27 protein-coding genes and 1 tRNA gene are annotated in these 25,264 nt (G+C 69.1%); 18 read left to right on the forward strand and 10 right to left on the reverse strand.

Translation table 11 applies throughout. From position 1 onward, the window contains the following. The first annotated feature begins 20 nt into the window (after positions 1-20). Positions 21-971, forward strand: a complete 951-nt coding sequence (locus tag BKA25_RS05940) for a TIGR03943 family putative permease subunit (protein ID WP_069851489.1) — start codon at positions 21-23, stop codon at positions 969-971. Positions 972-996: 25 nt separating this feature from the next. On the opposite strand, the gene BKA25_RS05945 is transcribed toward BKA25_RS05940, so the two are convergent. The 3 genes from BKA25_RS05945 to BKA25_RS05955 form a co-directional block, all read right to left on the reverse strand. Next, positions 997-1,410, reverse strand: a complete 414-nt coding sequence (locus BKA25_RS05945) for a Fur family transcriptional regulator (protein WP_069851487.1) — start codon at positions 1,408-1,410, stop codon at positions 997-999. Further along, complete coding sequence (locus tag BKA25_RS05950; RefSeq protein WP_084643321.1) at positions 1,407-1,823, reverse strand: ArsR/SmtB family transcription factor; 417 nt, start codon at positions 1,821-1,823, stop codon at positions 1,407-1,409. Before BKA25_RS05950 ends, BKA25_RS05945 begins: the two co-directional genes overlap by 4 nt. 152 nt (positions 1,824-1,975) lie before the next feature. Continuing rightward, positions 1,976-2,266 (reverse strand): hypothetical protein, encoded by a 291-nt coding sequence (locus BKA25_RS05955; protein WP_069851485.1) that lies wholly within the window; start codon positions 2,264-2,266, stop codon positions 1,976-1,978. A gap of 79 nt (positions 2,267-2,345) precedes the next feature. Between BKA25_RS05955 and BKA25_RS05960 the strand changes: the two genes are divergently transcribed. The 3 genes from BKA25_RS05960 to BKA25_RS05970 all read left to right on the forward strand — a co-directional run bounded on the left by BKA25_RS05960 (position 2,346) and on the right by BKA25_RS05970 (position 5,190). Then, positions 2,346-2,744 carry an antibiotic biosynthesis monooxygenase family protein gene (locus BKA25_RS05960; protein ID WP_069851483.1) on the forward strand — a complete coding sequence of 133 codons (399 nt, stop codon included), beginning with the start codon at positions 2,346-2,348 and terminating at the stop codon, positions 2,742-2,744. 192 nt (positions 2,745-2,936) lie between these two features. Continuing rightward, positions 2,937-3,659, forward strand: a complete 723-nt coding sequence (locus BKA25_RS28295) for a class F sortase (RefSeq protein WP_084643320.1) — start codon at positions 2,937-2,939, stop codon at positions 3,657-3,659. 139 nt (positions 3,660-3,798) lie between these two features. Then, complete coding sequence (locus BKA25_RS05970) at positions 3,799-5,190, forward strand: glycine--tRNA ligase (protein WP_069851481.1); 1,392 nt, start codon at positions 3,799-3,801, stop codon at positions 5,188-5,190. Between the two features lie 22 nt (positions 5,191-5,212). Here BKA25_RS05970 and BKA25_RS05975 read toward each other — a convergent pair whose 3' ends face one another. Then, positions 5,213-5,950, reverse strand: coding sequence for a Type 1 glutamine amidotransferase-like domain-containing protein (locus tag BKA25_RS05975; protein ID WP_069851479.1), 738 nt, complete (start codon positions 5,948-5,950; stop codon positions 5,213-5,215). A gap of 149 nt (positions 5,951-6,099) precedes the next feature. Between BKA25_RS05975 and BKA25_RS05980 the strand changes: the two genes are divergently transcribed. From BKA25_RS05980 to BKA25_RS05990, 3 genes are all read left to right on the forward strand, one after another. Next, complete coding sequence (locus BKA25_RS05980) at positions 6,100-6,756, forward strand: YdcF family protein (protein ID WP_069851477.1); 657 nt, start codon at positions 6,100-6,102, stop codon at positions 6,754-6,756. An 83-nt stretch (positions 6,757-6,839) separates the two neighbouring features. Continuing rightward, positions 6,840-8,111 carry a deoxyguanosinetriphosphate triphosphohydrolase gene (locus BKA25_RS05985; protein ID WP_069851475.1) on the forward strand — a complete coding sequence of 424 codons (1,272 nt, stop codon included), beginning with the start codon at positions 6,840-6,842 and terminating at the stop codon, positions 8,109-8,111. Between the two features lie 165 nt (positions 8,112-8,276). Then, positions 8,277-9,440, forward strand: coding sequence for a serpin family protein (locus BKA25_RS05990; protein WP_236750356.1), 1,164 nt, complete (start codon positions 8,277-8,279; stop codon positions 9,438-9,440). 55 nt (positions 9,441-9,495) lie between these two features. Here the strand turns inward: BKA25_RS05990 and sigJ are convergent, their stop codons facing one another. Beyond that, positions 9,496-10,491, reverse strand: a complete 996-nt coding sequence (gene sigJ / locus BKA25_RS05995; RefSeq protein WP_069851473.1) for an RNA polymerase sigma factor SigJ — start codon at positions 10,489-10,491, stop codon at positions 9,496-9,498. Between the two features lie 115 nt (positions 10,492-10,606). On the opposite strand from sigJ, the gene dnaG reads away from it, so the two are divergent. From dnaG to BKA25_RS06010, 3 genes are all read left to right on the forward strand, one after another. Continuing rightward, positions 10,607-12,520 carry a DNA primase gene (gene dnaG / locus BKA25_RS06000; RefSeq protein ID WP_069851471.1) on the forward strand — a complete coding sequence of 638 codons (1,914 nt, stop codon included), beginning with the start codon at positions 10,607-10,609 and terminating at the stop codon, positions 12,518-12,520. Further along, positions 12,517-13,065 carry a hypothetical protein gene (locus BKA25_RS06005; RefSeq protein ID WP_069851469.1) on the forward strand — a complete coding sequence of 183 codons (549 nt, stop codon included), beginning with the start codon at positions 12,517-12,519 and terminating at the stop codon, positions 13,063-13,065. The genes dnaG and BKA25_RS06005 overlap by 4 nt, the downstream gene beginning before the upstream one ends. A gap of 274 nt (positions 13,066-13,339) precedes the next feature. Beyond that, complete coding sequence (locus BKA25_RS06010) at positions 13,340-14,119, forward strand: trans-aconitate 2-methyltransferase (protein WP_069851465.1); 780 nt, start codon at positions 13,340-13,342, stop codon at positions 14,117-14,119. A gap of 135 nt (positions 14,120-14,254) precedes the next feature. Here BKA25_RS06010 and BKA25_RS06015 read toward each other — a convergent pair whose 3' ends face one another. Next, entirely contained in the window at positions 14,255-14,455 is a 201-nt protein-coding gene (locus tag BKA25_RS06015; protein ID WP_069851463.1) for a hypothetical protein, read from the reverse strand. A gap of 138 nt (positions 14,456-14,593) precedes the next feature. On the opposite strand from BKA25_RS06015, the gene BKA25_RS06020 reads away from it, so the two are divergent. After that, positions 14,594-14,666: transfer RNA gene (locus BKA25_RS06020), tRNA-Asn, on the forward strand. 70 nt (positions 14,667-14,736) lie between these two features. Here the strand turns inward: BKA25_RS06020 and BKA25_RS06025 are convergent. Beyond that, positions 14,737-15,852, reverse strand: coding sequence for an NADH:flavin oxidoreductase/NADH oxidase (locus tag BKA25_RS06025; RefSeq protein WP_069851461.1), 1,116 nt, complete (start codon positions 15,850-15,852; stop codon positions 14,737-14,739). Between the two features lie 140 nt (positions 15,853-15,992). Between BKA25_RS06025 and BKA25_RS06030 the strand changes: the two genes are divergently transcribed. Both BKA25_RS06030 and BKA25_RS06035 read left to right on the forward strand, forming a co-directional pair. After that, a complete protein-coding gene (locus tag BKA25_RS06030) occupies positions 15,993-16,349 on the forward strand; it encodes an ArsR/SmtB family transcription factor (protein ID WP_069851459.1) in 357 nt (118 codons plus the stop codon). A gap of 109 nt (positions 16,350-16,458) precedes the next feature. Next, positions 16,459-17,607 carry an epoxide hydrolase family protein gene (locus tag BKA25_RS06035; protein WP_069851457.1) on the forward strand — a complete coding sequence of 383 codons (1,149 nt, stop codon included), beginning with the start codon at positions 16,459-16,461 and terminating at the stop codon, positions 17,605-17,607. Positions 17,608-17,679: 72 nt separating this feature from the next. On the opposite strand, the gene BKA25_RS06040 is transcribed toward BKA25_RS06035, so the two are convergent. Continuing rightward, complete coding sequence (locus BKA25_RS06040; protein WP_069851455.1) at positions 17,680-18,159, reverse strand: hypothetical protein; 480 nt, start codon at positions 18,157-18,159, stop codon at positions 17,680-17,682. 643 nt (positions 18,160-18,802) lie between these two features. On the opposite strand from BKA25_RS06040, the gene BKA25_RS06045 reads away from it, so the two are divergent. The 4 genes from BKA25_RS06045 to BKA25_RS06060 are packed head-to-tail and all read left to right on the forward strand — an operon-like array spanning position 18,803 to position 22,377. Then, positions 18,803-19,723 carry an ABC transporter ATP-binding protein gene (locus BKA25_RS06045; protein WP_069851453.1) on the forward strand — a complete coding sequence of 307 codons (921 nt, stop codon included), beginning with the start codon at positions 18,803-18,805 and terminating at the stop codon, positions 19,721-19,723. Further along, complete coding sequence (locus BKA25_RS06050) at positions 19,723-20,463, forward strand: ABC transporter permease (RefSeq protein ID WP_069851451.1); 741 nt, start codon at positions 19,723-19,725, stop codon at positions 20,461-20,463. Before BKA25_RS06045 ends, BKA25_RS06050 begins: the two co-directional genes overlap by 1 nt. A 4-nt stretch (positions 20,464-20,467) precedes the next feature. Beyond that, complete coding sequence (locus BKA25_RS06055) at positions 20,468-21,751, forward strand: sensor histidine kinase (RefSeq protein WP_069851449.1); 1,284 nt, start codon at positions 20,468-20,470, stop codon at positions 21,749-21,751. Further along, a complete protein-coding gene (locus tag BKA25_RS06060) occupies positions 21,748-22,377 on the forward strand; it encodes a response regulator (protein ID WP_069851447.1) in 630 nt (209 codons plus the stop codon). Before BKA25_RS06055 ends, BKA25_RS06060 begins: the two co-directional genes overlap by 4 nt. A gap of 80 nt (positions 22,378-22,457) precedes the next feature. Here the strand turns inward: BKA25_RS06060 and BKA25_RS06065 are convergent, their stop codons facing one another. Together BKA25_RS06065 and BKA25_RS06070 are read right to left on the reverse strand one after the other, a co-directional pair. Beyond that, the gene (locus BKA25_RS06065) at positions 22,458-23,072 is read right to left on the reverse strand and encodes a GyrI-like domain-containing protein (RefSeq protein WP_069851445.1); all 615 of its coding nucleotides are present in this window, start codon (positions 23,070-23,072) and stop codon (positions 22,458-22,460) included. Continuing rightward, positions 23,072-23,590 carry a PadR family transcriptional regulator gene (locus tag BKA25_RS06070; protein WP_069851443.1) on the reverse strand — a complete coding sequence of 173 codons (519 nt, stop codon included), beginning with the start codon at positions 23,588-23,590 and terminating at the stop codon, positions 23,072-23,074. The genes BKA25_RS06065 and BKA25_RS06070 overlap by 1 nt, the downstream gene beginning before the upstream one ends. 351 nt (positions 23,591-23,941) lie before the next feature. On the opposite strand from BKA25_RS06070, the gene BKA25_RS06075 reads away from it, so the two are divergent. Next, positions 23,942-25,159 (forward strand): DUF418 domain-containing protein, encoded by a 1,218-nt coding sequence (locus tag BKA25_RS06075; protein WP_069851441.1) that lies wholly within the window; start codon positions 23,942-23,944, stop codon positions 25,157-25,159. Positions 25,160-25,264: the final 105 nt, after the last annotated feature.

The following is a 25,264-nucleotide window of genomic DNA, read 5'->3' on the forward strand; positions in this document are numbered from 1 at the left end:
ATCGGTGCGGGAGGCGGGACATGCGACGCGAGACTCAGAACGTGCTGCTGGTGTTGCTGGGCGGCGCGCTGGTGAAGATCTCGTGGGACGGGACGTACCTGCGTTACGTGCGGCCCTCGCTGTTGCCGCTGTTGCTTGGCGCCGGGCTGGTGATCGTGGCGATCGGCGTGATCGCGATCGTCTTCGACATCTGGGGCCATCGATCGGAGCCCGCGCAGACCACCGGGTCCAACGATGTCGACGGGGAACCGGATCGAAGGGCTCGGGCCGCCTCCGCCGAGGTGGTGACCCAGGACGCGAGCACCGGGGCGCTGGTCGCCGATTCCGCGACCGGCGTGAGCGCCGCCTCGAGCGGAGCGAGTGCCTCGACCCGACCGGAGCCGACGGCGAGCGGGGGCGCGGCCACGTCGGGCGAGCACGCCGAGGAACACGCCCATCGAGGGCGGTCGTCCTGGATGTTGATGCTGCCCGTGCTCGCCATCCTGATGATCGCGCCGCCCGCGCTGGGTTCCGACTCGGTGCAGCGGGCGGGGGATCGATCGGTGGTGTCGGAACGCCCGCCGTCGAGTGGGTTGTTCGGCCCGCTTCCGGAGGGCGAGATCCCGGAGATGCAGATCACCGACGTGGTGATGCGCACCGTGTGGGACGCGGGCGGCGCGTTGGAGGGGCGGCGGATCTCCGTCACCGGATTCCTCGTCCGCGAGGAGGCGTCCGGAGACAGCGGTGCGGCCGTGCACGTCGCGCGCATCCGCATCATGTGCTGCGCGGCGGACGCGCTACCGGTCAAGCTGCGACTGACCTCGGACGGCGCCCCGGCCGCCGCCTTGGACACCATCGCCGTGGACGGCTGGATGCAGGTCGTCGGCGAGGTGGTGCCGGGTTCGGCCACCGAGGCCAACGGCAACGTCCCGGAGTTCCTCGTCTCCGAGGTCACCCCGATCGAGGCGCCCGCCGACCAGTACGAGTACTGACGTCGGGCGGGCCCGAGGAGAGGTTTCAGGCGCAGTCGGAGCAGTCGCCGAAGATCTCCAGCGTGTGACTGACCCGGTGGAAGCCGTGTTCCTCGGCGATGCGATCGGTCCAGCGTTCGACGGCCGGGCCCTCCACCTCCACCGTCCGGCCGCAATGCCTGCAGACCAGGTGGTGGTGGTGGTGGCTGGAGCAGCGGCGGTAGATGGCCTCGCCGGAGTCGGTACGCAGCATGTCGACCTCGCCGGCCTCGGCGAGCGTCTGCAGGGTGCGATACACGGTGGTCAGGCCGATGCCCTCCCCGCAGCGTCTCAGCTCCTCGTGGATCTCCTGGGCGGAGCGGAACTCGGGCTGCTTGTCCAGCAGCCGCGACACCGCCGTGCGCTGCTTGGTCGTCCGTACGCCCGGGACCGTCGTCGACGGCCGTTCGCTGGTGGTCACGAGTCCTCCGTTCCGCTGGGCTGGGGTTCGTCGACGTGGGTGACCGCGTCGACCACGATGTGCGCCAAGTGCTCATCCACCAGCCGATATACCACCTCACGGCCCTGGCGGGTGCCGATGACCACTCCGGCGGATTTCAACACGCGTAGATGCTGACTGATCAATGGCTGAGTGACGCCGAGGGCCTCGACGAGTTCGTGCACGCAGCGTGGCGCCTGGCGGAGTTGGAGCACGATGGAGATCCGGACCGGCGCGGCCAACGCCCGCAACAGATCACCGGCAGCGATCAGAGTTCTGGCGTCGGGCGTGGGCAGGACGCCCACCGCCGCCCGCTCGTCGCAGCGTGCCAGCGTGGTGTCTCCCGCAGCGTCCTCGCCCGCGTGCACCTGCCTCAGGGTGTGTGCGGTGGACATGTGGACTCTCCAGGGACTCGAGTGGTATGACGACGGGTCGAGAGGGGGCGCGGTGTGAGCCGCCTGCTGCCGCCCATACTAGTTGTGACCCGGCTCGTCCAGGGGAGTCCGATCGGCCCCTTCGGCGTCCGTGGGTGGTCACCGAGGCCGACTCAGCCGGTCAACGCGCCGTAGGCGACGTTCGTGGTGATGGCGACCAACATCAGCAGCGCGACGAGCCGCATGGTGCGGTCCCCGGTGCCCAATGAGCGCCATGTGACCAGCAACAGGCCCATGACCAGCAGGATCAGTGTCCCCAACAGCAGGACGCCGACCCAGCCGCCCAGCCACACGCCCAGCAGGAACAGGGCGATGACCACCAGGAAGGCCAGCGCGGGGGGAACCCGCGACAGCGGTCCGTCACCCGGGATCAATCGTGCTCGCCGATCTGCGCTACTGGGCACCGCACCGGCTCCTTCCTTCGAGGTCGGGTCGATCGATCCGGTTATCCTCGCACCCCACGTTCGAGAAGGAGTCCGCCCGATGCTGCTCATCTGTCGCTTCGCCGTTCCGGAGACGGGCATCGAGGACTTCCTCACCGAGGCCAGGACGGCGACCCGGCTGCTCGCCGAGCAACCGGGCTGCCAGGGCGTCCAGCTGGCCAGGACCGTCGAGGAGGCCGCGGACGGCGCCGAATGGACCCTGCTGGCCAGGTTCGACTCGGTGGTGGCCTACCGGCGGGCGCTCTCGCCCTTCGACGTCCGGGTGCATGTCGTGCCGTTCCTGTCCAAGGCCGAGGTCGGCACCTCCGCGGTGCACGAGATCCTGCTCGACGCCGCCCCCGGCGGGGAGCTGACCGAGCAGCACAGCCTGCTCGCCGACGACCGGGACAGCGTGCGCCTCGGCGAGGTCGCCGGTCCGGACGTCCCCGGACGCAGCTGAGACGCGCGACGCCTGCGGTCCATCGCATGGCCCGAGGCACGCTCGGGCCGCCGCGCGCCCTGCCGGGGCGGAGACTGGGCTGTTCGAGTGAGCTTCGCGTCGATGTCGACGCACTTCATGTCGAACCCGGCTGTCCCTCTGCCATCATCCGAAACCGGCGGATAGTGACGCGCAGTGAGGAGCTGATGACCGGTGGGACCCACCCGTTCGGAGGGCGATTCGCACGACGGCGCCAAGGACCCCACCGTGCGTCGACGATTCTGGACCCGGGGGCGGGCGATCTCCGCGATCGCGGTAACCGCGGCGATCACGGTCGGCATCACCGTGGGCGGCATCATCGGCAATTCCACGGCCGTGCCGGGCTTAGGCAGCGGGCCGGGACCGCAGCCCACCTCGGCCAGCGAGGACGCCCCCGAACCGCTCCCCGCCGAGCCGACGGCCGAACCGGTCGAGCACGCCAGGCAGCCCGGCACCATCTACCTGGCCGACGGCGGGACCGCCCGGCTGGTCCGTGCCGAGGTCGACGCGACCGGCACCCTCCCGGTTCCCGAGAGCCTCGACGAGGCCACCTGGTGGGGCGCCGGACTCGGCGCGGGCGGCGGCGCCGCGGTGATGGCGGGACATGTGAACTGGCAGGGCGCCCTGGGCCCCTTCGACCAGCTGCACCGGGCCGAGGTCGGCGAGCGGATCGAGATCGTCGACGTCGACGGCGGTGAATGGACCTATGAGACCCGCGAGGTCCTGACCCTGCACAAGGACGAACTGCCCGACCGGGCAGCCGAGCTGTTCGGCCAGGAGGGCAACCATCGGCTGGTCCTGGTGACCTGCGGGGGCCGCTACGTCGGTGGTCCCTCCGGATACGAGGACAACCGCATCGTGATCGCCACCCTCGTCGGCACCCCCACCGCAGCCTGATCGACGAGACGACGCCGCGCCGAGGTGCGCCGACCACTCCCACCTGCGAGGAAACTCGGGGCCGACCGGTGATCGAAGGCCGCTACGCTCGACTGCGACCCTTCTCGCCGCGCAGTTCATCAGGTCCTGGAGCGTGTCTGTGCCCGCCGATGCCGATCGGATCGACGCCATCGTCAAACTCTGCCGGGCCCGAGGCCTGGTCTACCCGAGCGGAGAGCTCTACGGGGGGATCAGGGCCGCCTGGGATTACGGTCCGCTGGGCGTGGAGTTGAAGGAGAACATCAAACGGCAATGGTGGAAGTCCGTCGTGCAGGGCCGCCACGACGTGACCGGCCTCGACTCGTCGATCCTGCTGCCCTCGGAGGTGTGGGACGCCTCGGGGCACACCGAGGAGTTCGTCGCGCTGCTCGTGCAGTGCCTGAGCTGTCACCAACGGTTCCCGGCCGCCGAACTCGCCGAGCAGTACCGCTCGCGCACCGGTGAGGAGCTCAACGCCAGGGCCTTGAGCGCGTTGGTCTGTCCGGAGTGCGGCAGCCGAGGGCGGTTCACCGAGCCCGGGCTGTTCAACGGGCTGTTGGAGACCAGGATCGGCCCGGACGAACCGGAGGACCGGCCGTACTACCTGCGGCCGGAGACAGCGCAGGGCGCCTTCGTCAACTTCGGCAATGTGCGGGCCAGCGAACGCCGCCGCCCGCCGTTCGGCATCGCCCAGATCGGCAAGGTGCTGCGCAACGAGGTGCTGCCCGGCGACTTCCTGTTTCGGACCAGGGAGTTCGAACTGATGGAGCTGGTGTACTTCGTCCCACCCGAGGAGACCGAACAGTGGCATCGCTACTGGTTGGAGACCCGCAACGGCTTCTATCGGGAACTGGGCATCGCGCAGGAGAACCTACGGCCCTATGAGCATGACCGCGACCAACTGGCCCACTACGCACGTCGGACGGTCGACATCGAGTACCGGTTCGGCTTCCCCGACCGCGAGTGGGACGAGCTGGAGGGCATCGTCGACCGGGGCGATTCCGGCCTCGCGGCGCACGCCGACCGCACCGGGATCGATCTGTCCTATCTGGACCGGGCCAGCGGCGCCCGCTACCGGCCGTTCGTGATCTCGACCTCGGTCGGGGTGGGCCGTTCGATGCTCGCCTTCCTCGTGGACGCCTACACCGAGGAGTCGACGCCGAACCCGATGGGCGGCAAGGACCGCCGGGTCGTGCTGCGGCTGGACCGTCGGTTGTCGCCGGTGAAGGTCGGAGTACTGCCCGTGTCGCGCAGCGCCGATCTCGCGCCGCAGGCGGTGGCTGTGACCGAGGAACTCCGGCAGAGTTGGAACGTGGAGCTCGATGACGCGGGTGCCATCGGCAGGCGCTATCGGCGACAGGACGAGATCGGCACGCCGTTCTGCGTGACGATCGATTTCGACGGCCTGCTCGATCAGACCGTCGCGGTACGTGATCGCGACACGCTGCTGCAGGAACGGGTGGCCTTGGACAAACTGGGCGACTACCTGACCTCCCGGCTGCGCGGCTGCTGAGAACGCGCGCGGCGATCTCGACTCAGTGCAGCCTGCGGACCGGAATCCGGTGCTCCACGACCCCGTTCGGGGTACCGGCGGCGCGTTCGACGCGGTAGGCGCCCGCGTTCGGCCGTTCCGTCACGGCTTCCACCAACTCCCGGCCCCGGAAGAGCAGACCGGCCCCGTCGTCGGTGCAGTAGGAGAGCGGCAGCTCACCGGCGGCCACCGCCGCCTGCACGGCGGGTCTGCGGGCGGGTTCGGAGTCGTAGTGCACGCCGTTGCCGTAGGGCAGCAGCGCCAGGCCATTGGTGACCACCCGCAGCGCGGGTCCGAAGGAATCGGTCGGCCCGCCGACGAACCAGCACAGCGAACCGGCCGAGATGCCCGCCAGCACCACGCCCGCCGCCCAGGCCCGACGGAACACCTCGGGCAGGCCGTGTACCCGCCACACGGCGAGCAGATTGGCCACCGAGCCGCCGTCGACCCACACGACGTCCTGGCCCAGCACCAGATCGTCGAGGTCGGTGGTGGCAGGCATCGGGAACAGATCCAGCTGGGTCAGATCGATACCCGCTCGCTGCCCGGCATCGGAGATCATCGCGCTGCGCCACCGCTGATCCCCGCCCGCCGTCCCCACCACGGCCAGCCGGGGGCGCCTACCCGTCACGCCCGCCTGCTCTATCGCGAAGTGCAACAGCGGTGCGAACTCGATATCGGTGCTCGCTCCGGGGCGCATTCCGCCCGAGGTGGCGAGGATGGTGGGCGCGTCGGCGGGCATTCTCCCAGCTTAGGTTCGCCGTCCTCGGTCGGGAAGATCTCACGTCGGCGGGCGCGACCGAGCCGAAGCCCTCTCGGCGTCTCGGCGGACCGCGACGCCAACGGGGACCACCGTCCGGCCGCGCGCCCGCTCTCTGCGACGATCAACCCATGACAGCCCCCGCCGATCAGCCTCGGTCTCCGCATTGGGGAAGGTGGGTGTGGCGCGCCGTTCTCGGAACGATATTGATCGGTGTGCTCGTGGTAGGCGGCACCCTGGTGCGCGTGTGGTACGTGGCCAGGCAGGACGACCGCAGCCAGGCCGACGTCGTCGTCGTGCTGGGTGCCGCGCAGTACAACGGCAAGCCGTCGGCGGTCCTGGAGGCCCGGCTGGAACACGCGGTGACGCTGTTCGAGTCCGGGGTGGCCGACCACATCATGACGGTTGGCGGCAGGCAGCTGGGCGACAATTACACCGAGGCCGAGGCCAGCGAACTGTGGCTGGTCGAGCACGGCATCCCCACCGACCGGGTGATCGCGGTCGGGGAGGGTGTGGACACCCTCGGCAGTTTCCGGGCCACCTCGCGTGCCATCTCCGAACAGGGCTGGTCCACCGCCGTGGTGGTCAGCGATCCGTGGCATTCGCTGCGCGCCAGGACGATGGCCAAGGACGCGGGGATCGACGCCTGGGTGTCGCCCACCCGCCGGGGGCCGATCGTGCAGACCAGGGAGACGCAGGCTCGCTACATCCTCCGGGAGACGGCCGCACTGCTGCACTACCGCCTCACCCATGCGCCCGTCGAGGGCGAGGACAACGGACTGCGCTGAGCGAGAGCGCGGCCCGAGGCACATCGGGTTCGACAGCGCGGGCGAGATGCCCGACGCCATCCTCGGCCCCTTAGGGTTGTCCGGTGTCGTCCGACTACCGCGACCACGATGCCGCTCGGCTGCTCCCCGAGTCGGCCAAGTTCGCCGAGCTCGACAGCGGTCGCAACGAGCCGCGCAGTCCCTTCGCCCGCGACCGGGCCAGGGTGCTGCATTCCGCCGCGCTACGCAGGCTCGCGGGCAAGACCCAGGTGGTGGGCCCGGATGAGGGCGACGTGCCGCGTACCCGGCTCACGCATTCCCTGGAGGTCGCCCAGATCGGCCGGGGCATCGGCATGGAACTGGGCTGCGATCCCGACATCGTGGACACCGCAGGGCTGGCACACGACATCGGTCACCCGCCCTTCGGACACAACGGTGAACGGGCCCTGGACGCCGCCGCGAAGGACTGCGGCGGTTTCGAGGGCAACGCCCAGACGCTGCGCATCCTGACCAGGCTCGAACCCAAGGCCTTGACCGGCGATGGCGACTCGCACGGCCTCAACCTGACCAGGGCCTGTCTGGACGCCGCGACGAAGTACCCCTGGCCCCGCACCTCGGGACTGCGCAAATTCGGTGTCTACGACGACGATCTGCCGGTCTTCGACTGGATGCGCGCGGAGGCCCCCGACCGGCATCGCTGTCTGGAAGCCCAGGTCATGGACTGGGCCGACGACGTCGCCTATTCGGTGCACGACGTGGAGGACGGTGTGCTATCCGGCCGGATCTCGCTGCGGATGCTGGCCGACCCGGCGGAACGGGATGCGGTGGCGCGGTTGGCCTCGGAGTACTTCTCCGACGACTCGGTGGCCGCCGTGGCCGCCGCCGCCGAGCGGCTGGTGCGACTCCCGGTGGTCGCCGATGTCTTGGACTACCGGGGCACCCTGTCCGATCAGGTAGCGCTCAAGCGGCTCACCAGTGAATTGGTCGGCCGGTTCGCCACCGCTGCGGTGGCGGGGACCCGAGGCAGGTTCGGCGACGGTCCGCTGCGGCGCTATCAGGCTGATCTGGTGGTGCCCGCCGAGGTCGCGGCCGAGGTGGCCCTGCTCAAAGCCGTCGCGCTGCGCTATGTGATGAGCGATCCCAAGCGGTTGGCCCTGCAGACCCTGCAACGGGAACTGCTCGCCGAGTTGATCGAGGTGCTCGCCGATCGGGCGCCCGTCGAACTGGATTCCGCTCTGCATCCCGCGTGGGAGCGTGCCGAGGACGATGCCGGACGAATGCGCGTGGTGCTGGACCAGACCGCGTCCCTCACCGACGGCCAGGCGGTCCGCTGGCATGCCAGGCTGACCGGCCGGACCACGCCGGGTATCGGCTGAACGGACCCGTTCTAGATCCACTGCGGACTGGCACACTGGGGTGCATGACGAGCGCAGGCGCCGTCTGCAGTCGTCGCCAGAGGTCTGCGACGGGGTTAACGCGCTGATACCAGTACTGCCCGCGTCGAGCAGCGAGGGATCCTCGCCGGATCGCTACGGCCGCTCGTGTTCGCCGACCATGCCGACGACAGACAGGGGTTGTTGATCACCGTGGACGACCGTGCACATCTCGCCTTCGCACTCAACCTGCATCGCGCGCTCTCCCCGTCCGACGGGGGCGACTTCTGTTGGTCACCGCTCTCGGTCGCCAGTGCACTGGGCTTGGCCGCCGCAGGCGCCCGAGGCACCACCCGCGACGAGGTGAGCCGGGTGCTCACCGACGGCTCTCCCGAGGATCTGCACCGGGTCTCGGCGGCGTTGATCGCGGCCGGGGAGCTCAGCACCTCGGGTGAGCGCGAGGATGCGCCGATCCTGTCGGTGGCCAACACGCTGTGGACCAGGGAGGACGTCGAGGTCACTCCGACCTTCCGCCGCGAACTGGCAGGCTGGCCGGGCGGGGCCGTGCAGGGCGCGCCGTTCGAGACGGACGTCGAGGGCGCCAGACGGCTGATCAACGAGGACGTCGCGCAGCTGACCAGGGGCCTCATCCCGGAGCTGCTGCCGAAGGGCACGGTCGGCGACGACACGATCGCCACCCTGGTCAACGCGCTGTATCTCAAGACGGCGTGGATCAACCGGTTCCCGGCGGAGGCCACCCGCCCGAGGCCCTTCCACGCGGTCGGCGGCGCCCGCGACGTGCCGACGATGCAGCTCACCGAACGACTGCCCTACACCGCTCGGGACGGTTGGCAGGTGGTGGGGCTGCCCGCCAAGGGCGGGGTCGAGGCCGTGGTGTTGTTGCCGGACGGGGATCTGGCCGAGGCCGAGGCGAGTCTGACCGCATCGAAGCTCGGCGTGCTGCTGGACGCCGTTCGTGCGACCCGGGTCGAGCTGTTCCTGCCGAAGCTGCGCGTCACCGGCCGTGCGGACCTGGGCGATTCGCTCGGCGGGCTGGGCGTGCGCACCATGTTCACCGACGCGGCCGACTTCCGTGGGGTGAGCGAATCACACCGGATCGCCGTCTCCTCGGTGCTGCACGAGTCGGTGTTGCAGATCGACGAGGACGGTCTGGAGGGCGCTGCGGCCACCGCCGTGGTGTTCCGGCTGGCTGCCGCGGTCCTCCCGCAGCGGCCGATCACCGTGCGGGTGGATCGGCCGTTCCTGCTGCTGGTCCGGCATCGCCGCAGCGGCGCGGTGTACTTCCTGTCCAGGGTCGCCGACCCGAGCTGATCTCGGTAGGCACCGGCGAGCGGGCCGCCCGACGATCGGGTGGCCCATGGCGGTCTCACCGCAGGATGCGGGCCAGCTTGTCGGGGTTGGCCAGGTCGTAGATCGCCTCGATCCGGCCGTCGCGGACGGCCAACCAGGCGACGCGCGGCTCGACCTCCGTGCTGCGTCTCCCGGTTCCTGCCCGCTCGGTGCGCCGCGCCGGGCCGACGGCGGCCGCCTGCTCGGCCCCGGTCGGCGGGGTTCCCACCAGCACTCCGACATCCCCGTTGACCAGGACGCCGACCGCGCCCGCCGTCATCGCCTCGCCGTAGAGGTCCAGCAGCCCGAAGAGGAATCGGATGACCTTGGGCGCCCCGAGGACCACCCGCAGCGTCGTCTTGGCCTTGCCGCCGCCGTCGCCGTGCATCGCGACCTCGGGATGCAGCACGCGGGTCAACGCCTCGGTGTCCCTGGCGGCCAGCGCGGCCAGGAACTCGGTGAGCAGCCGCTGCTGTTCGGCGGGTGCGACGCGTGGCGGCGGATCCGCTGCGACCATCACCCTGCGCGCCCGCGAGGCGTGCTGTCGGGCCGCCGCAGCCGAACACCCGAGGACCTCGGCGATCTCCGGGAACGGCACCGCGAAACCATCGTGCAGCACGAAGGCCACCCGTTGATCCGGGGACAGCCGCTGCAACACCAGCAGCGCCGCCGTGCGCATGCCGTCGGCCTGGACCACCTGGTCCAACGGGTCCGGGGCAGGTGTCGATCCGATCGGGCGGGCGACGAGTGGTTCCGGCAGCCACGGGCCGACGTAGCGTTCCCGGCGGGCGACCGCCGAGCGCATCCGATCCAGGCAGATCCGCCCGACCACCGTCGTCAACCAGGCCCGATGGTCGTCGATGGCCGCGCGGGCGGGCCCGTCCAGCGAGATCAGCCGCAGCCAGCTCTCCTGGACCGCGTCCTCGGCGTCGGTACGCGTGCCATGCAGGCGGTAGGCCACCGAGGTCAGGTGCGCGCGGTGCTGCTCGAAGATCAGCGCCAGCTCGTCGTCGACTCGGCTCACACCGCGCATTGTGTCCCCCCGACGACCATGATCGGTGCGGGTCCGGCGATTCGGCCCACCCGGTGGCGGGGTCATCGCCCTACCCTCGGCGACGGGACGCCCGTCTCCCATAGACTCGCCGACCGTGGCAGGACGCATCCGGGAAAGCGACATCGCCGAGGTACGGGACCGCAGCCGGATCGACGATGTGATCGGCGAGTATCTCGAACTTCGTCGAGCGGGCGCCGGAGCCTTGAAGGGCCTGTGCCCCTTCCACGATGAGAAGAGCCCGTCGTTCAACGTCCGGCCCGCGCACGGCACCTTCCACTGCTTCGGCTGCGGCGAGGGCGGCGACGTGATCGCGTTCCTGATGAAGCGGGAACACCTGAGCTTCGTGGAGGCGGTGGAGCGCCTCGCCGACCGGGTCGGCTTCCGACTGACCTATGTCGGCGGCAGCACCACCGTGCAACGGGACCGGGGTTCGCGGCTGCGGCTGGTCGAGGCGCACAAGGCGGCGGCGGAGTTCTACGCCGAGGCCCTGCGCAGCGCCGAGGCGAGCGAGGCCAGGGAATTCCTGAAGAGCCGGGGCTTCGACGAGGCTGCGGCGGAGCGCTTCGGCTGCGGCTTCGCGCCATCGGGCTGGGATCGGCTGACCAAACACCTGCTCGGCCGGGGGTTCGAGGCCGCCGAGCTGTACAAGGCGGGATTGGCCAAGGAGGGCAGGCTGGGACCGATCGACCGGTTCCACCGCAGGCTGCTGTGGCCGATCAAGGACCTCAGTGGCGACGTCGTGGGGTTCGGCGCGCGCCGCATCTTCGACGAGGACCCCATCCAGGCCAAGTACGTCAACACCGCCGAGAGCCCGATCTACCGCAAGTCCCAGGTGTTGTTCGGACTCGACGTGGCCAAGCGGGAGATCGCCCGACGGCATCAGGTCGTGGTGGTCGAGGGCTACACCGACGTGATGGCGATGCACCTGGCGGGCGTGCCGACCGCCGTCGCGTCCTGTGGAACGGCCTTCGGCGACGAACACATCAAGGTGCTGTCCCGACTGTTGATGGACGCGTCGTTCAACCAGGCCTCGCTCGGCGCCGAGGTGATCTTCACCTTCGACGGCGACGCCGCCGGTCAGAGTGCGGCCCGCAAGGCCTTCGACGGCGACCAGAACTGGTCGGGCAACACCTTCATCGCGGTGGCCCCCGACGGGATGGACCCCTGCGAGCTGCGGCAGGAGAAGGGCGATCCGGCGGTTCGCGACCTGGTGGCGCGACGTCGACCGCTGTACGAGTTCGCCATCCGAGGCGTGGTCAAGAGCCACAACCTGGACACCGCCGAGGGGCAGCTCGCCGCCGTGCGGGCCTCGACCCCCCTGGTCGCGCAGATTCGCGATATCGCGCTGCGCGACGAGTACGCCCGTCGGCTGTCGGGTTGGGTCGGTTGGGACGACACACCCTCGATCGTTCGCGAGGTCCGGGAGCTGGCGGCGGGCGGCGGGCGCGTCGAACCGGTCCGATCCGCCCGGCGCGCCGAGCCGACGACGCCCGCCAAGGTGGAGGACGGCGGCCCACCGAGGCCCGCGCCGGACGATCCTCGACTCTGGGTGCAGCGGGAGGCGTTGAAGGCCGCGTTGCAGTGGCCTGCGTTGGCCGGCCCGTCCTACGACACGATCTCCGAACAGGCCTTCACCGATCCGGCGTATCTGGCCGTGCATCGTGCGTTGATCGCGGCGGGCGGCGCCGCCAGCGGTCTGTCGGGATCCGCCCTGGTCGCGGCGATGAGCGAGCACACCCGACATGCCTCGGTGCGCTCCCTGCTCACCGAGCTGTCGGTGGAATCGCTGCGGTCGCGGGTGGACGAGGACGCGATGTACGTGGCGAACCTGCTGGCCCGACTTCGGGAGGCGGTCGTCGGCAGGCAGATCGGCGAACTGAAGTCCCGGTTGCAACGGATGTCCGCCACGGAGGAGCCTGAGGAGTATCACGCCCTGTTTGGAGACCTGGTCGGGTTGGAGCAGTACCGCAAGGCGCTCCAAGACCAGGCGGTGGGAGGACTGTCGTGAGTGATTTCATCCGTCGGTTGCGGCAGTGGGTAGTCGGCTCGCCCCGGCTACCGGAGAGCTTCACCGGAACCCTGGAAACCGATGAGCGGGTGCTCGCCGTGGCCACCACCCGAAACGGCGGCGCGGTGGTGGCCACCCGATTCGGTCTCTGGCTGCCCGAGGTGTCGGGCTCCCGCCGGGTGGGCTGGCACCTGATCTCGAAGGCGTCCTGGAAGGACAACGGTCTGACGGTGGTTGAGGCGGAATCGGCCGGTTCGGCCGGGGAGGCCGAGCTGCTGACGGATCTGCCGCCTCGGCGGTACCTCCTCTCGCAGCCGGGCCGGGTGCCGGAGGCCGTCCACAAACGGGTCAACAGTTCCATCAGCTCTCGGCACCACCGCGAACTTCCCGGCGGCGGTGCCTGGTTCGTGCAGCGGCGGGTCCCCGGCCGGGACGGCATCCTGCTCCAGGTGCGGCTGGACCCGGGCACCGACCGGGCCGTCGCGATCGACATCGCGACCGAGGTGGCCGCCAAACTCGCCCAGGCCAAGCCCCCGGCCGAATAACAGTCTCGGCCCGTCGTGTCCTCGAGGAGTTCGAGGGCAGGCACTCCCCGGTGCCCGAAGCACGGGATCGTCGGAGCGTTCACCGATACCGGTGCGGCGCGAACTCGCGTGCCCGGTGACCGAGCGCGGTGCCCGGGTGCGAGGAATCGGCCGTGCGCGCCCATCACGTGCCCACGGTCTGCTGTTCTTCCCGGACGCCGGATCGGACGAACCCGGCTCGTCGATCTCCCGGAGCAAATAAAGTACGTGCGTACGGTTTTCACTAGGAGGCGTGATGTCCACAACGAAGTGGAATCCCGAGAGCTACCTGACCTTCGCCGACCAGCGAGGCAGGCCCTTCCACGATCTTGTCGCCCGAATAGGCGCCGCCGAACCTCGGCGCGTCGTCGACCTCGGATGCGGGCCGGGCAATCTCACCGCCACCTTGCCGAAGCAGTGGCCGAACGCCGCGATCGAGGCCATCGACTCCTCGCCCGAGATGGTCGAGGCCGCGTGTGCCGCAGGCGTGGACGCCCGGCTGGGAAACCTGATGGCCTGGCAGCCCGACGTCGACGTCGACGTGGTCATCAGCAACGCCGTACTCCAATGGATTCCCGGACATCGTGAGCTGCTGCGATCCTGGCTGAACAACCTGCGGTCCGGCGCCTGGTTGGCCTTCCAGGTGCCGGGGAACTTCGATGCGCCCTCGCACCGGGAGATCCACTCGCTGGCCGGTTCGGTCACCTGGCGCGATCGACTCAACGGGCTGGCGCTGCGGGGACCGGGCAACGTCCAGAGCGCGCTGGACTACGCCGCCGAACTGGCCAGTCTCGGCGCCGAGATCGACGCCTGGGAGACGACCTACCTGCACCGACTGGTGGGGGAGGACCCGGTCCTCGAATGGGTGAGCAGCACCGCGTTGCGCCCGGTTCGCAGCGTGCTGACCCAGGCGGGTTGGACGGAGTTCCGCGCCGAACTCGGCGACCGCCTGCGGGCGGCCTACCCCAGGCAACCCGATGGAATCACCTGGTATCCGTTCCGCCGGATCTTCGTCGTCGCACGCAAGACCTGCTGAGTCGGACAGATCGGTCGCCGATGGAAGCCGGCCGGGGCCCCGACTCGGCGGCCCCGGCCGGGTGCTCGACACGTTGTGCTCGTCATCTCGGCGGCCGGTCCGGGCTGCGCGCGGCGCCACGCCGAGTGGCGCCGATCAGACCAGCAGGTCTTCCGGGCGGGCATCGCGGTGCTGGGCACGCGGGGCGACCCGCTCGCGCACCTTGGTGGTGATGTCGCGCACAGCGGGGTGGTCGACGGCCCGGTGGTAGGCCTGGACGATCTGCTCGTAGCGTGCTCGGCCCGCCTTCGCCCCCAGCACGTAACCGATGGCCGCGCCCAGCAGCAGCTTGTTCATGACGCCTCCTCGTTTGATCTTCTCCCGACCATGTTCCCGTACCGGCGTCGCTTCAACCGAGGGGTGGTGAAAACGGGGTTGGTAGGATGCGCTAGAGTACTGATCGTCGGACGGAGTCCGGCGCAGAACTGAAGACTTTCCTCCATAGCTCAATTGGCAGAGCATTCGGCTGTTAACCGAAGGGTTACTGGTTCGAGTCCAGTTGGAGGAGCATCGCACAGCCCCGGGTCCATCGACCCGGGGCTGTCTGCGTTCTGTGCTGCTGTCTGGGACCGAGCTGATCAGATCTTCTTGCTGTGTCGTGAGACCGCGTAGTCGTACTGCTCGGGCCACCGGGGCTCCTCGCCCAGTTCGGTGGCGGCGCGGTGTGCCCAGTACGGCTCGCGCAGCAGCTGCCTGCCGAGCATGACCGCGTCGGCCTGACCGGTGGCGATGATCTCCTCGGCCTGGGCGGGCTCCAGGATGAGTCCGACGGCGGAGGTCGGGATGCCGCTGCCATTGCGTGCCTGGGCGGCGAAAGGCACCTGGTAGCCGGGACCGGCCTGGATCCGGGCGTCATGGACCAGCCCACCGCTGGAGACGTCGAGCAGGTCGACGCCGCGAGTCTGCAGTTCCTTGGCGAGCTGGACGGTGTCCTCGCCGGTCCACCCCTGTCGGGGGTCGGCGGGGTTCTCGCTGAGCCAGTCCGTGGCCGAGGTGCGGAAGAACACCGGCAGGTCGGCGGGCCACACCGCCCGAACGGCGTCGACGATCTCCAGCGGGAAGCGCAGCCGGTTCTCGAAGGAACCCCCGTAGGCGTCGGTGCGGTGGTTGGCGACCGGGGAGAGGAAGGAGTTGATCAGGTAGCCATGCGCGCCGTGGATCTCGACGACCTGGAACCCGGCGGCCAGCGCACGCTGCGCCGAGGCGGCGAAATCCCGAACCAGCTGCTGGATCTCGTCGGTGGTCAGTTCGTGCGGGACGGGGTGATCCGCGAAGGGTTCCGTGCTGGGTCCGACGGTCGGCCAGCCGCCGTCGGCCTCGGGCACCGGCCTGCTACCGCGCCACGGCGCTTCGACCGACGCCTTGCGCCCTGCATGGGCGAGTTGGATGGCAGGCACCGAGCCGTGTGAGCGGATCGCCTCGGTGATCCGACCGAACGCCTGCTGCTGTCGGTCGTTCCATAGCCCGAGGTCCCAGGGGCTGATCCGGCCGTCGGGACGTACTCCGGTTGCCTCGACCATCACCAGTCCGGCTCCGCCTGCGGCGCGGGCGGCGAGATGCGTGAGATGGAAATCGGTGGGTGCACCGATGTCCGCACCATCGGGCGCTGCCGAGTACATGCACATCGGTGCCATCCACACCCGATTGGGAATCTCCAGCGACCGCAGCGTGATGGGTGTGAACAGGGCGTTCATCGGGATCTCCTTGTAGTCGAGCGCGGTTCGAGCAGGCCGGCAGTCATCGACTAGTACGATACACATCGTAGTACGACGATTGTCAAACTTAGGGCGGTCCTCGCTTTCTCTCGCGTAAGATCGCAGCTCCGGAGGTGACCATGTCCAGTAGCGAACAAGCCGCCGCGCCCGGCCGTAAGCTGGCGCATCCAGCTCGCGAGGAGATCCGGCTGGAGGCTGTGCTGCACGCGTTGGCCGACAGGGTCCGGCTGCGCATCGTGTGCGAGCTGGCCGACGGACACACCGACATGGCCTGCATGACCTTCGGCCTTCCGGTGAGCAAGTCCACCTCCACACATCATTTCCGCGTGCTGCGGGAGGCAGGCGTCATCCGCCAGCATTACGAGGGGACCTCGCGGATGAACCGCCTACGCTCCGACGATCTTGAAGTCCTGTTCCCGGGCCTGCTCCGTGCCGTGCTGCGAGCCCAACGACAATCGGCTCCGGCGACGCCCTGAGCCGTCGCTCGACCGCATCGGCCGCCGACCGGATGACCGTCAGCACCGGTTTCGCGCGCGCAGCGACCGAGGACCCGATCTGTCCTCGAATCCGGCTAGCTTGCCGCCCATGACGAACTCCGCCGCCGACATCCACCCCTTCCGCATCGATATCCCGCAGGAGCGTCTCGACGATCTTCGGCATCGGCTTGCCTCGGCACGCTGGCCCGACGAACTGCCCGGGGTGGGCTGGGACCACGGAATGCCGGTCTCCTACCTGAGGAAACTCGTCGAGTACTGGCAGACGGGCTACGACTGGCGGGCCCACGAGGCGGCGTTGAACGCGATCCCGCAGTTCCACACCGAGATCGACGGTCAGCGGGTCCACTTCCTGCACGTCCGGTCCCCGGAGCCCGATGCGGTGCCGCTGGTGCTCTCGCACGGTTGGCCGGTGTCCTTCGTCGAGTTCCTCGACGTGATCGGCCCGCTGTCCGACCCGCGTTCCCACGGCGGTGACCCGGCGGACGCCTTCCACCTGGTCATCCCGTCCCCGCCGGGGTTCGCGTTCTCGGGGCCGACCCGCGAGGCCGGTCGGGGCGACAGCTCGCGGCATGCCGAGGTGGTCGCGGCGCTGATGGCCCGACTCGGATACACCTCCTATGGTGCCCAGGGCGGTGATCTGGGTTCCCTCATCGCGCCGGAGCTGGGGCGGATCGACACCGAGCACGTCCTCGGAGTGCACGTCAACGGCCTGCTCACCATCGGCGGCTGGGACCAGGACACCAGCGGATGGGACGCGGCCGATCGGCGCAGGCTCGAGGAGCTCGGTGGCTTCGAGGAGGTCGGGGGCTACGCGGCGATCCAGTCCACCCGGCCACAGACCCTGGCCTTCGGCTTGCACGACTCACCGGTCGGACTGCTGGCCTGGATCGCGGACCTGTTCAAGACCTTCTCCAACCCCGAGAAGGAACTGCCCGATGACGCGGTGGACCGCGATGCGCTGCTCACCAACGTGATGCTCTACTGGCTGACCGAGACGACGGCGGCCTCGATGCGCATCTACAAGGAGTCCGGGCACTGGGGCACGGAACTGGCGAACTCCGGCGTCCCCACCGCCTGCGCGTTGTTCCCCGGCGACGGCACCATTCGGGCCATCGCAGAGCAGCAGAACAACGTGGTGCGTTGGACCGAGTACCACCGGGGCGGTCACTTCGCCGCGATGGAGGCCCCGGATCTGTTGATCGACGACGTTCGGGCGTTCTTCCGCACACTGCGCTGATCGGAGTCGCTCGGAGGGACCGCCGTCGGTCGGACGGCGGTCCCCTCGGAGTACATCGGCGGAGTGGACGCCTCAGCCCAGCACGCTTCGCGCGCCCAGGCCCAGTACGGCGAAGATCACCGCCCACAGGATGACGGCCAGGACCTGCCAGAACACGACGGTGCGCTGCTTGAGGCCCGCGCTGATCATGATGAAGGTGGAGAGTGCGGTGGCCAGGACGAACGGGCCGAGCAGGCTGGCCACGGGCACCCCGAAGCGGTCGACCTTGGCCATCACCTTGCGGAAGCGGTTGCTCCGTTCGGACTTCTGCCGCGATTCGACGCGCCGGGCCACCGCGGCGCCCGCGCGGGTGGCGATCAGGAGAGCGAGCAGGTTGCCCGCGATCGCCGCAGCCGCCGCGAGTACGACCGGCACCCCGGTGACCACCCCGATGAGAGTGCCGATCTGCGATTCCAGAAAGGGCACGATACCCACCAGGAAGAGGGCGAAGAACTGCACGACGGGAGGTAATCCGCCGATGAATTCGGTGAGCTCGCCGGTGAGGTTCTCCATGGCGATCGTCCTTTCTCGCCCTAGTGACCCACGCCACCGGGAGAACGGCGGCGACGGGTCGTCCAGCGCGCTTTCGATTTATCGGATGGGCCGCCGGTACATCGACGTCTTGGCAGGCTTGATCGCATCGCGCCAGTTCAGTGGGTCGATAGACGGCGAGGTCGTCGAACGTGCTGCCGACCGGCTAGCTGTCGCATCGGGTCGGACTCCGCTGTTGACGACAGTGGAAACCGTGCCGCTGCGGCATGGTCAAGCGCAGCGGGCCCGAATCGGAGGACAAGTGCGCTAGCTCACTATTCCGAGGCCTTGTGGCACCGTTCTCGTCCGGTGCCGAATGTGCCGGTGGAAAGTGGCGGAATCCGCCTGATCGATTTGTGGCGCACCGAAATCGTTCATCGATAGCCGGGCGACCGCTGGACTGCGGCGCCGCCGGGGCGATCATCGCGAGCGAGGGAGGCTTGCGGAACCTGATCGCGGCGGACCGAGCTCGCGGCCGAGCGGACCGGGCCGGGGCCTCGGCGTCCGCGTGCCCGGCCGAGACGGACATCAACCGATCGGTGGATGGCGGCGTCCACCGCATCGCATTCGGGCTCGGGCTATGCGGTCGATGTGGCCGAGGGGCCGCCGGCGGCACGCTCCACCCATGGCAATCATCGAGGTGGACCACCTCGTCAAACGCTACGGCGACCACACCACGGTGCAGGGGATCGACTTCACCGTCGACCAGGGGGAGATCTTCGGAATCCTGGGCCCCAACGGGGCAGGCAAGACCACCACCGTCGAGTGCATCGAAGGACTGCGGACCCCGGACGGCGGCTCCACCCGGGTCTGCGGCATCGACTCGCAGGACGACACCGGTGAACTGCGGCAGTTACTCGGCGCGCAGCTCCAGGAGAGCGAGCTGCCCGCGAAACTCAAGGTGGGCGAGGCGATGGAGCTGTACAGCTCCTTCTACCGCAGGCCCGCCGACTGGCGAGAACTACTCGAAGCGCTGCGCCTCACCGACAAGATCGACACCCAGTTCCGGAAGCTCTCCGGCGGACAGAAACAGCGGTTGTCCATCGCGCTCGCCGTGATCGGCAACCCGAGGGTGACGGTGCTCGACGAACTCACCACGGGCCTCGACCCGCAGGCCCGGCGGGATGCCTGGGACCTCATCGAGACCATCCGAGACAGGGGAGTGACCATCCTGCTGGTCACCCACTTCATGGAGGAGGCGGAACGCCTCTGCGACCGGCTGGCCCTGATCGACGCGGGCAGGCTCATCGCGCTGGACTCCCCGGCCGGACTGGTCGCCATGGTCGACGACCGGCAGCGGCTCCGGTTCCGGCCCTCCGCACCGCTGGACCACGCCGAGCTGGCCGCCCTGCCGGAGGTCACCACGGTCGAGCACTCGGGCGACCAGATCGTGGTCTCCGGCACGAGGGATGTGCTGCTCGCCGTGACCACGGTCCTCAACCGGCATCGGATCACCGCCGCCGGGCTGCGGGTCGAACAGGCGTCGTTGGACGACGCGTTCGTCGCACTCACCGGCCACTCCGTCGACGCCTCCGGGAGGCCATGATGTCCGCTCTGTCCCGGCTCACCGGCACCGAGACGAAACTGTTCTTCCGCGAGCCGATCAGTGTGATCTTCGTGCTCGGCTTTCCCCCGATCCTGCTCGTCGTCTTCGGCGTGATCCCGTCGCTGCGGGAACCCTCGGAGACCTTCGGCGGTGCGCGGGCGATCGACGTCTACACGCCCATCGTGGTGGCGATCGCCATCGCGACCCTGGCGCTCACCAGCTTGCCGCAACAGTTGGCCACCTACCGGGAGAAGGGCGTCCTGCGGCGGATGCGGACCACACCGGTCGCACCCCCGATGCTGCTCGGCGCGCATCTGCTGATGAGCGTGCTCATGTCCCTGTCGACGATGTTGGTCGTGCTCACCATCGGCAGGGTGGCGTTCGCGGTGAACCTGCCGCAGCAGCCGATCGCCTATCCGCTGGCCTACGTGCTGGCGGCAGTGGCGATGCTGTCGATCGGTCTGCTGGTCGCGGCGCTGGCGCCCACCGGTACCAGCGCCAGTGCCATCGGACTCCTGCTGTTCTTCCCGATCGTGTTCTTCGCCGGGCTCTGGGTGCCGAGGGACTCGATGAACGATCTGCTGCGCACGATCAGCGACTTCACCCCGCTCGGCGCTGGTGTGCAGGCACTCCAGGACGCCTCGGTCGGCGGCTGGCCGCAGCCCTTGCACATCGCGGTCATGCTGGGATGGACGATCGTGGCAGGCGGACTGGCCGCACGGTATTTCCGTTGGGAGTAGCTTCGTGAGCATCGAGGCCGAGCTGCGCGCGGAACTGGACCGGTTGGAGCACCGGGAGACCGCGATCATCGCCGTCCTGCCGTACGTCTTACTGGCGGTCAGCACCGTCGTCGCCCTGATGCAACCGCTCTGGGGCGGGCAACAGATGCCGGTTCCGGTGGTCCTCGGCCTCACGCTCCTGACCGCGGCCTTGATGACCTGGCACCATTCGCTGCGCATCACACCACAGCGCAAGCGCATGGCGACGGGCCTCTACTACACCGCGCTGATGGTGCTGGCGGCCGGCCTGACGCTACTGGCGCCCTGGTACGGCATCTTCAGCTTCATCGGTTACATCCACGCATTCCTGTTCCTGCGGGGCCGATGGCGGTACGTCGGTGTCGTTGCGACCTCGATGATCTCCGCGGTGTCCTATGTGGGCGGTGCGGGCGAGATCGTGGGCGCGCAGTTCTGGGAGTGGATCGCGCTCGCCCTGATCACCTCCCTGCTGGCCACCTCGTTCTTCCACTTCGCCGACGTGAGCGATCAGCGGGACCACCAGCAGAAGCGGGCCCTGACCGAGTTGCACGAGGCCAACATCCGGCTGGAGGCGGCGCTGGAGGAGAACGCGGGACTGCATGCTCGGCTCCTGGTTCAGGCGCGCGAGGCCGGGATGCTGGACGAACGTCAGCGGATGGCCCGCGAGATCCACGACACCCTGGCCCAGAGCCTGGCGGGCATCCTCACCCAACTCCAGGCCGCCGAGCAGACGATGGGCGAACCGCCGACCGTGCGCCGCCACCTGACCAACGCGACGAACCTGGCCCGCGAGGGCCTGCGCGAGGCCCGTCGAACCGTGCACGCCGTGGGACCGGAGCTGCTCGCCGAGGCTCGGCTGGTGGACGCGATCGGCGATGTGGCCCGCCGCTGGTCCCAGAACCATCACATCGACGCGATACTGACCACCACCGGCGATCCCCGGCCGATGCATGCCGATGTGGAGGTGACCCTGTTGCGCGCGGCGCAGGAGGCGCTGGTGAACGTGGCCAAACACGCGAAGGCGGAACGGGTCGGGCTGACCCTGTCCTACATGGAGGATCTGGTGACCCTCGACGTGCGCGACGACGGGATCGGCTTCGATCCCGACGACCAACGCGCCGCGATCTCGACGAACGGGGGATTCGGGCTCGCGGGCATGCGGCAGCGGGTGCAGCGCCTAGCGGGCCGACTCGACATCGAGTCGGAGCCCGGCGGCGGCACCGCGATCTCCGCCTCGGTCCCGGCGATCCCGGCCGGGAGCGGCGGATGATCTCGCTGTTGATCGTCGACGACCACCCGGTGGTGCGCGACGGACTCCGAGGCATGTTCGGCGCCGACGCGCGATTCGAGGTGCTCGGCGAGGCCTGCGACGGCGCCGAGGCGGTTCGCGCGGGCGAGGAACTGCGACCCGACGTGATCCTGATGGACCTGCGGATGCCGGGGACCGACGGCGTCACCGCCATCAGGGAGCTGGCGAAACGCGGAGTGCCCGCCCGCGTGCTGGTGCTCACCACCTACGACACCGACAGCGACGTCCTGCCCGCCATCGAGGCGGGCGCCACCGGCTACCTGCTCAAGGACGTGCCGAGGGAGGAGCTGTTCCGCGCGGTGGAGGCCGCCGCGCAGGGACAGGCGGTGCTGGCCCCTTCCGTCGCGACCCGGTTGCTCGGTCAACTCCGCCAACCCGCCTCCGAACTGCTGTCGCAGCGCGAACTGGAGGTGCTGGAGCTGATCGCGGACGGCTCGACGAACCGCGAGGCCGCCCGGGCGCTGTTCATCAGCGAGGCGACCGTCAAGACCCACCTACTGCACGTGTACGCCAAGCTCGGCGCCAAGGACCGGGCGGCGGCGGTGGCCATCGCGTTCTCCCGGGGTTACCTCACGCCGCGTCGATGATGGGGCGGCGATCGAGACGTCGCGCAGCAGGTGGGTCCGCCCTCCTCCGCAGGCCCACCAGCTGATCGGCGATCACAGACCTATTCGACCGGCTGCCGCAGGATGGTGCGCAGTCGCTCGGGGGCGGTCTTGCGGAAGTCGCTCAGGTAGATCTCGTGGTGTTTGCCGACCATGCGCAGTCCCTCGTCCGGGATGAACCCGGTGTGCAGCCGCTTCAGCAGCTCGGTCTCCTCGTCGAACGATCCGACATGGAGGGTCTGCACACACCGGCCCTCGGCGAGGGTCTCCAACCGAATCCGGTCCAGCCGATCCGGTGGGTTCTTCGCACCCGCCTGCCGCACGGCGGCGGCGAAAGCGTCCTGATCGAGCCAGTCCGGCACCATGAGCAGCAGCGTCCAGTCCCACTGCGACTTGTCCCGCACCGTCGTGAACGAGTCCATGTCCTCGGCCCACCACAGGCCTTCCAACGGCGGGACGACGTAGTCGCGCCCGAGGTCTCGCTTGCTGGCGAACTTCAGCTTGTAGGCCACCGGATACAGCGCCTCGATCGAGGCGGCGAAGGCGGGTGAGCTGTTCGGATCGCCGTGGCCGTCGATCATGAGGTACTGCCGCTCGGGCAGTTCCAACACTCGGAATCGGCCACGGACGGCCTGGTAGGAGTCGAGCGTCTTCTTGAAATCGATCTTGTCGGTCATCACTGCACCTGGGCTCGACTGACGAGCCACGACCTTTCCGCCTCCAAGAGGCTCAACGAATACGAGAAGACCTCGCGGGCGGGCAACGGAAGCGGGCCCTGTGCCTGCTCGGCCTGCCGGAGAGCGGCGATGCGCGCCTCGACCTGATCCAGCCGCGCCCCCAGCGCTCGCCGGTACTCCGCATCCGCCAGCAGCGGCAGATTCGCCACGCCGACCAGGAAGGGCTGCGGGACCGGCCGCAGCTGCGCGAGGAGATCGACCGACGTGCGTGCCGCGATCTCGCGGCCCGTGTCGGTGGCGTGGAAGACCCGACGCGACCTCGCCGTGGCGGGCGTCTCGGGTGCCTCGATGAATCCTCGGCGTTCCAACTTGGTGAGCAGGTAGTAGATCGACGAGAACCCGATGTCCGTCCACTGCCGGATGCCACGCTGCTCGATGACCTGCTCCAGGTCGTAGCCGTGTGACGGCCGCTCGATGATCAGACCGAGCACGGTCAGCTCGGCGGGAGTCAGTTCCACGAGGCTATTCTAGCGCTAGAATAGCCTCGCCTGCAGAGGTCCCCGGGGTACTGCCAATCCCTTCGCCGGGTCTCGGGCCCCGATTCGGTGCTGGCAGGACCGACCGGCTCGCGAGGGCGCCGCCTATCTCGAGCGGCGCAAGCGCTGAGCCACGGTCGGCGCAGTCCGCCGCGTTCGCGGCGTGGATCATGATCGCGGCGCACCCCCGATCGGCGAATCGCCGCATCGCTGGAGGTGCCGCCCGAATCCAGCACCGCAACCCGCCTCGACGTCGGTCGATCTTCGAGGACCCCTGCCGCGCATCGCCGGAGGACCGTTGCCGACGGTCCTCGTTCACCGAGAAGGAATCCAATGACGACTCACGAACATCCGCCGCTACAACCGGGGCGCGCCATCGCGCCGGACCTCGCACGTGGGCTCATGCTCCTGTTCATCGCCCTGGCCAATGTCCCCTGGTTCCTCTACGGCCCGCCGACCGCACTCACCAGCGCACATCGCGCCACTGCCAGCGGACTCGATGCGGTGTGGCAGACCATTGCCATCGTCGCGATCGACGGGCGGAGCTACCCGCTCTTCGCGTTCCTCTTCGGCTACGGCATCTGGCAGTTCTACCTGCGTCAGGAGAGGTTGGGAGTCGAGGAGAAAACCGCGCGACGCCTTCTCCAACAACGTCATCTCTGGATGATCGGCATCGGAGCGGTGCACGCCGCGCTGCTCTTCCAGGGCGACGTCGTAGGCGCCTACGGTCTCGTGGGCTTCATCGTGGTCTGGTTGTATCTGCGTCGCGCCAATCGGACGCTTCGAAGATGGATCATCGCCCTCGGCTGCATCCTCGCGGTCCTCACGGCATTCATGTGGCTGATCGCCATGCTCCTGACACCCGAGGACGCTGCGTTGGTGGCCGGGTCCGCAATGCCGCAATTAGCCGCGGAATCGTCCTACCTCGCCTCGATCGTGGCCCGATTCGAGTTCTGGTTCACCGTCGGGCTCACGCAGGGCATCAGCCCGACGGTGCCGATCGCCGTTTTCCTGGCGATCATCTGCGCACGCCACCGCGTGCTCGAATCACCCGAGTCGCACCGCCCGCTGTTGGTGCGTACCGCGATCATCGGCATCGCCATCGGCTGGGCGGGCGCCGTGCCGTCCGTCCTCGCGCACCACGGAATCTGGAGCGTGCTCGAATGGGCTCCTGCACTGCTCCACCAGATGACCGGTCTGTTCGCCGGTCTCGGGTATGCGGCGCTCTTCGCCCTTCTCGCCATGCGGTTCTCGTCGAGAAGAAGCCCCGGCCCGCTGGTCACGGGACTGACGGCCATCGGGAAGCGGTCCCTGTCCTGCTATCTCCTGCAATCGGCGATCTTCGCGCCGCTGCTGGCAGCCTGGGGCCTCGGGCTCGGCGGCATCCTCGACGAATGGCAGGCCGCCCTGGTGGCGGTGGCCGCCTGGGTCGTCTCGATGGTGTTCGCCGTCGCTCTGGAAACCGCCGGTAAGCGCGGCCCGGCGGAATGGCTGCTGCGCACCCTCGCCTATCGCGGACAGCCTTCCTCGGCGACACCGGTCGTGAACTGATCGATTCTCGCAGCTAGCGGTGGCTGCCGTCACGGTCGACGACGGGCGCGACGGCAGCCTGTGAACGTGAACCGGGTCACAGCGACGTTGACCATGCCGTAACGG

This window comes from Actinoalloteichus hymeniacidonis (assembly GCF_014203365.1).
Classification (GTDB): domain Bacteria; phylum Actinomycetota; class Actinomycetes; order Mycobacteriales; family Pseudonocardiaceae; genus Actinoalloteichus_A; species Actinoalloteichus_A hymeniacidonis.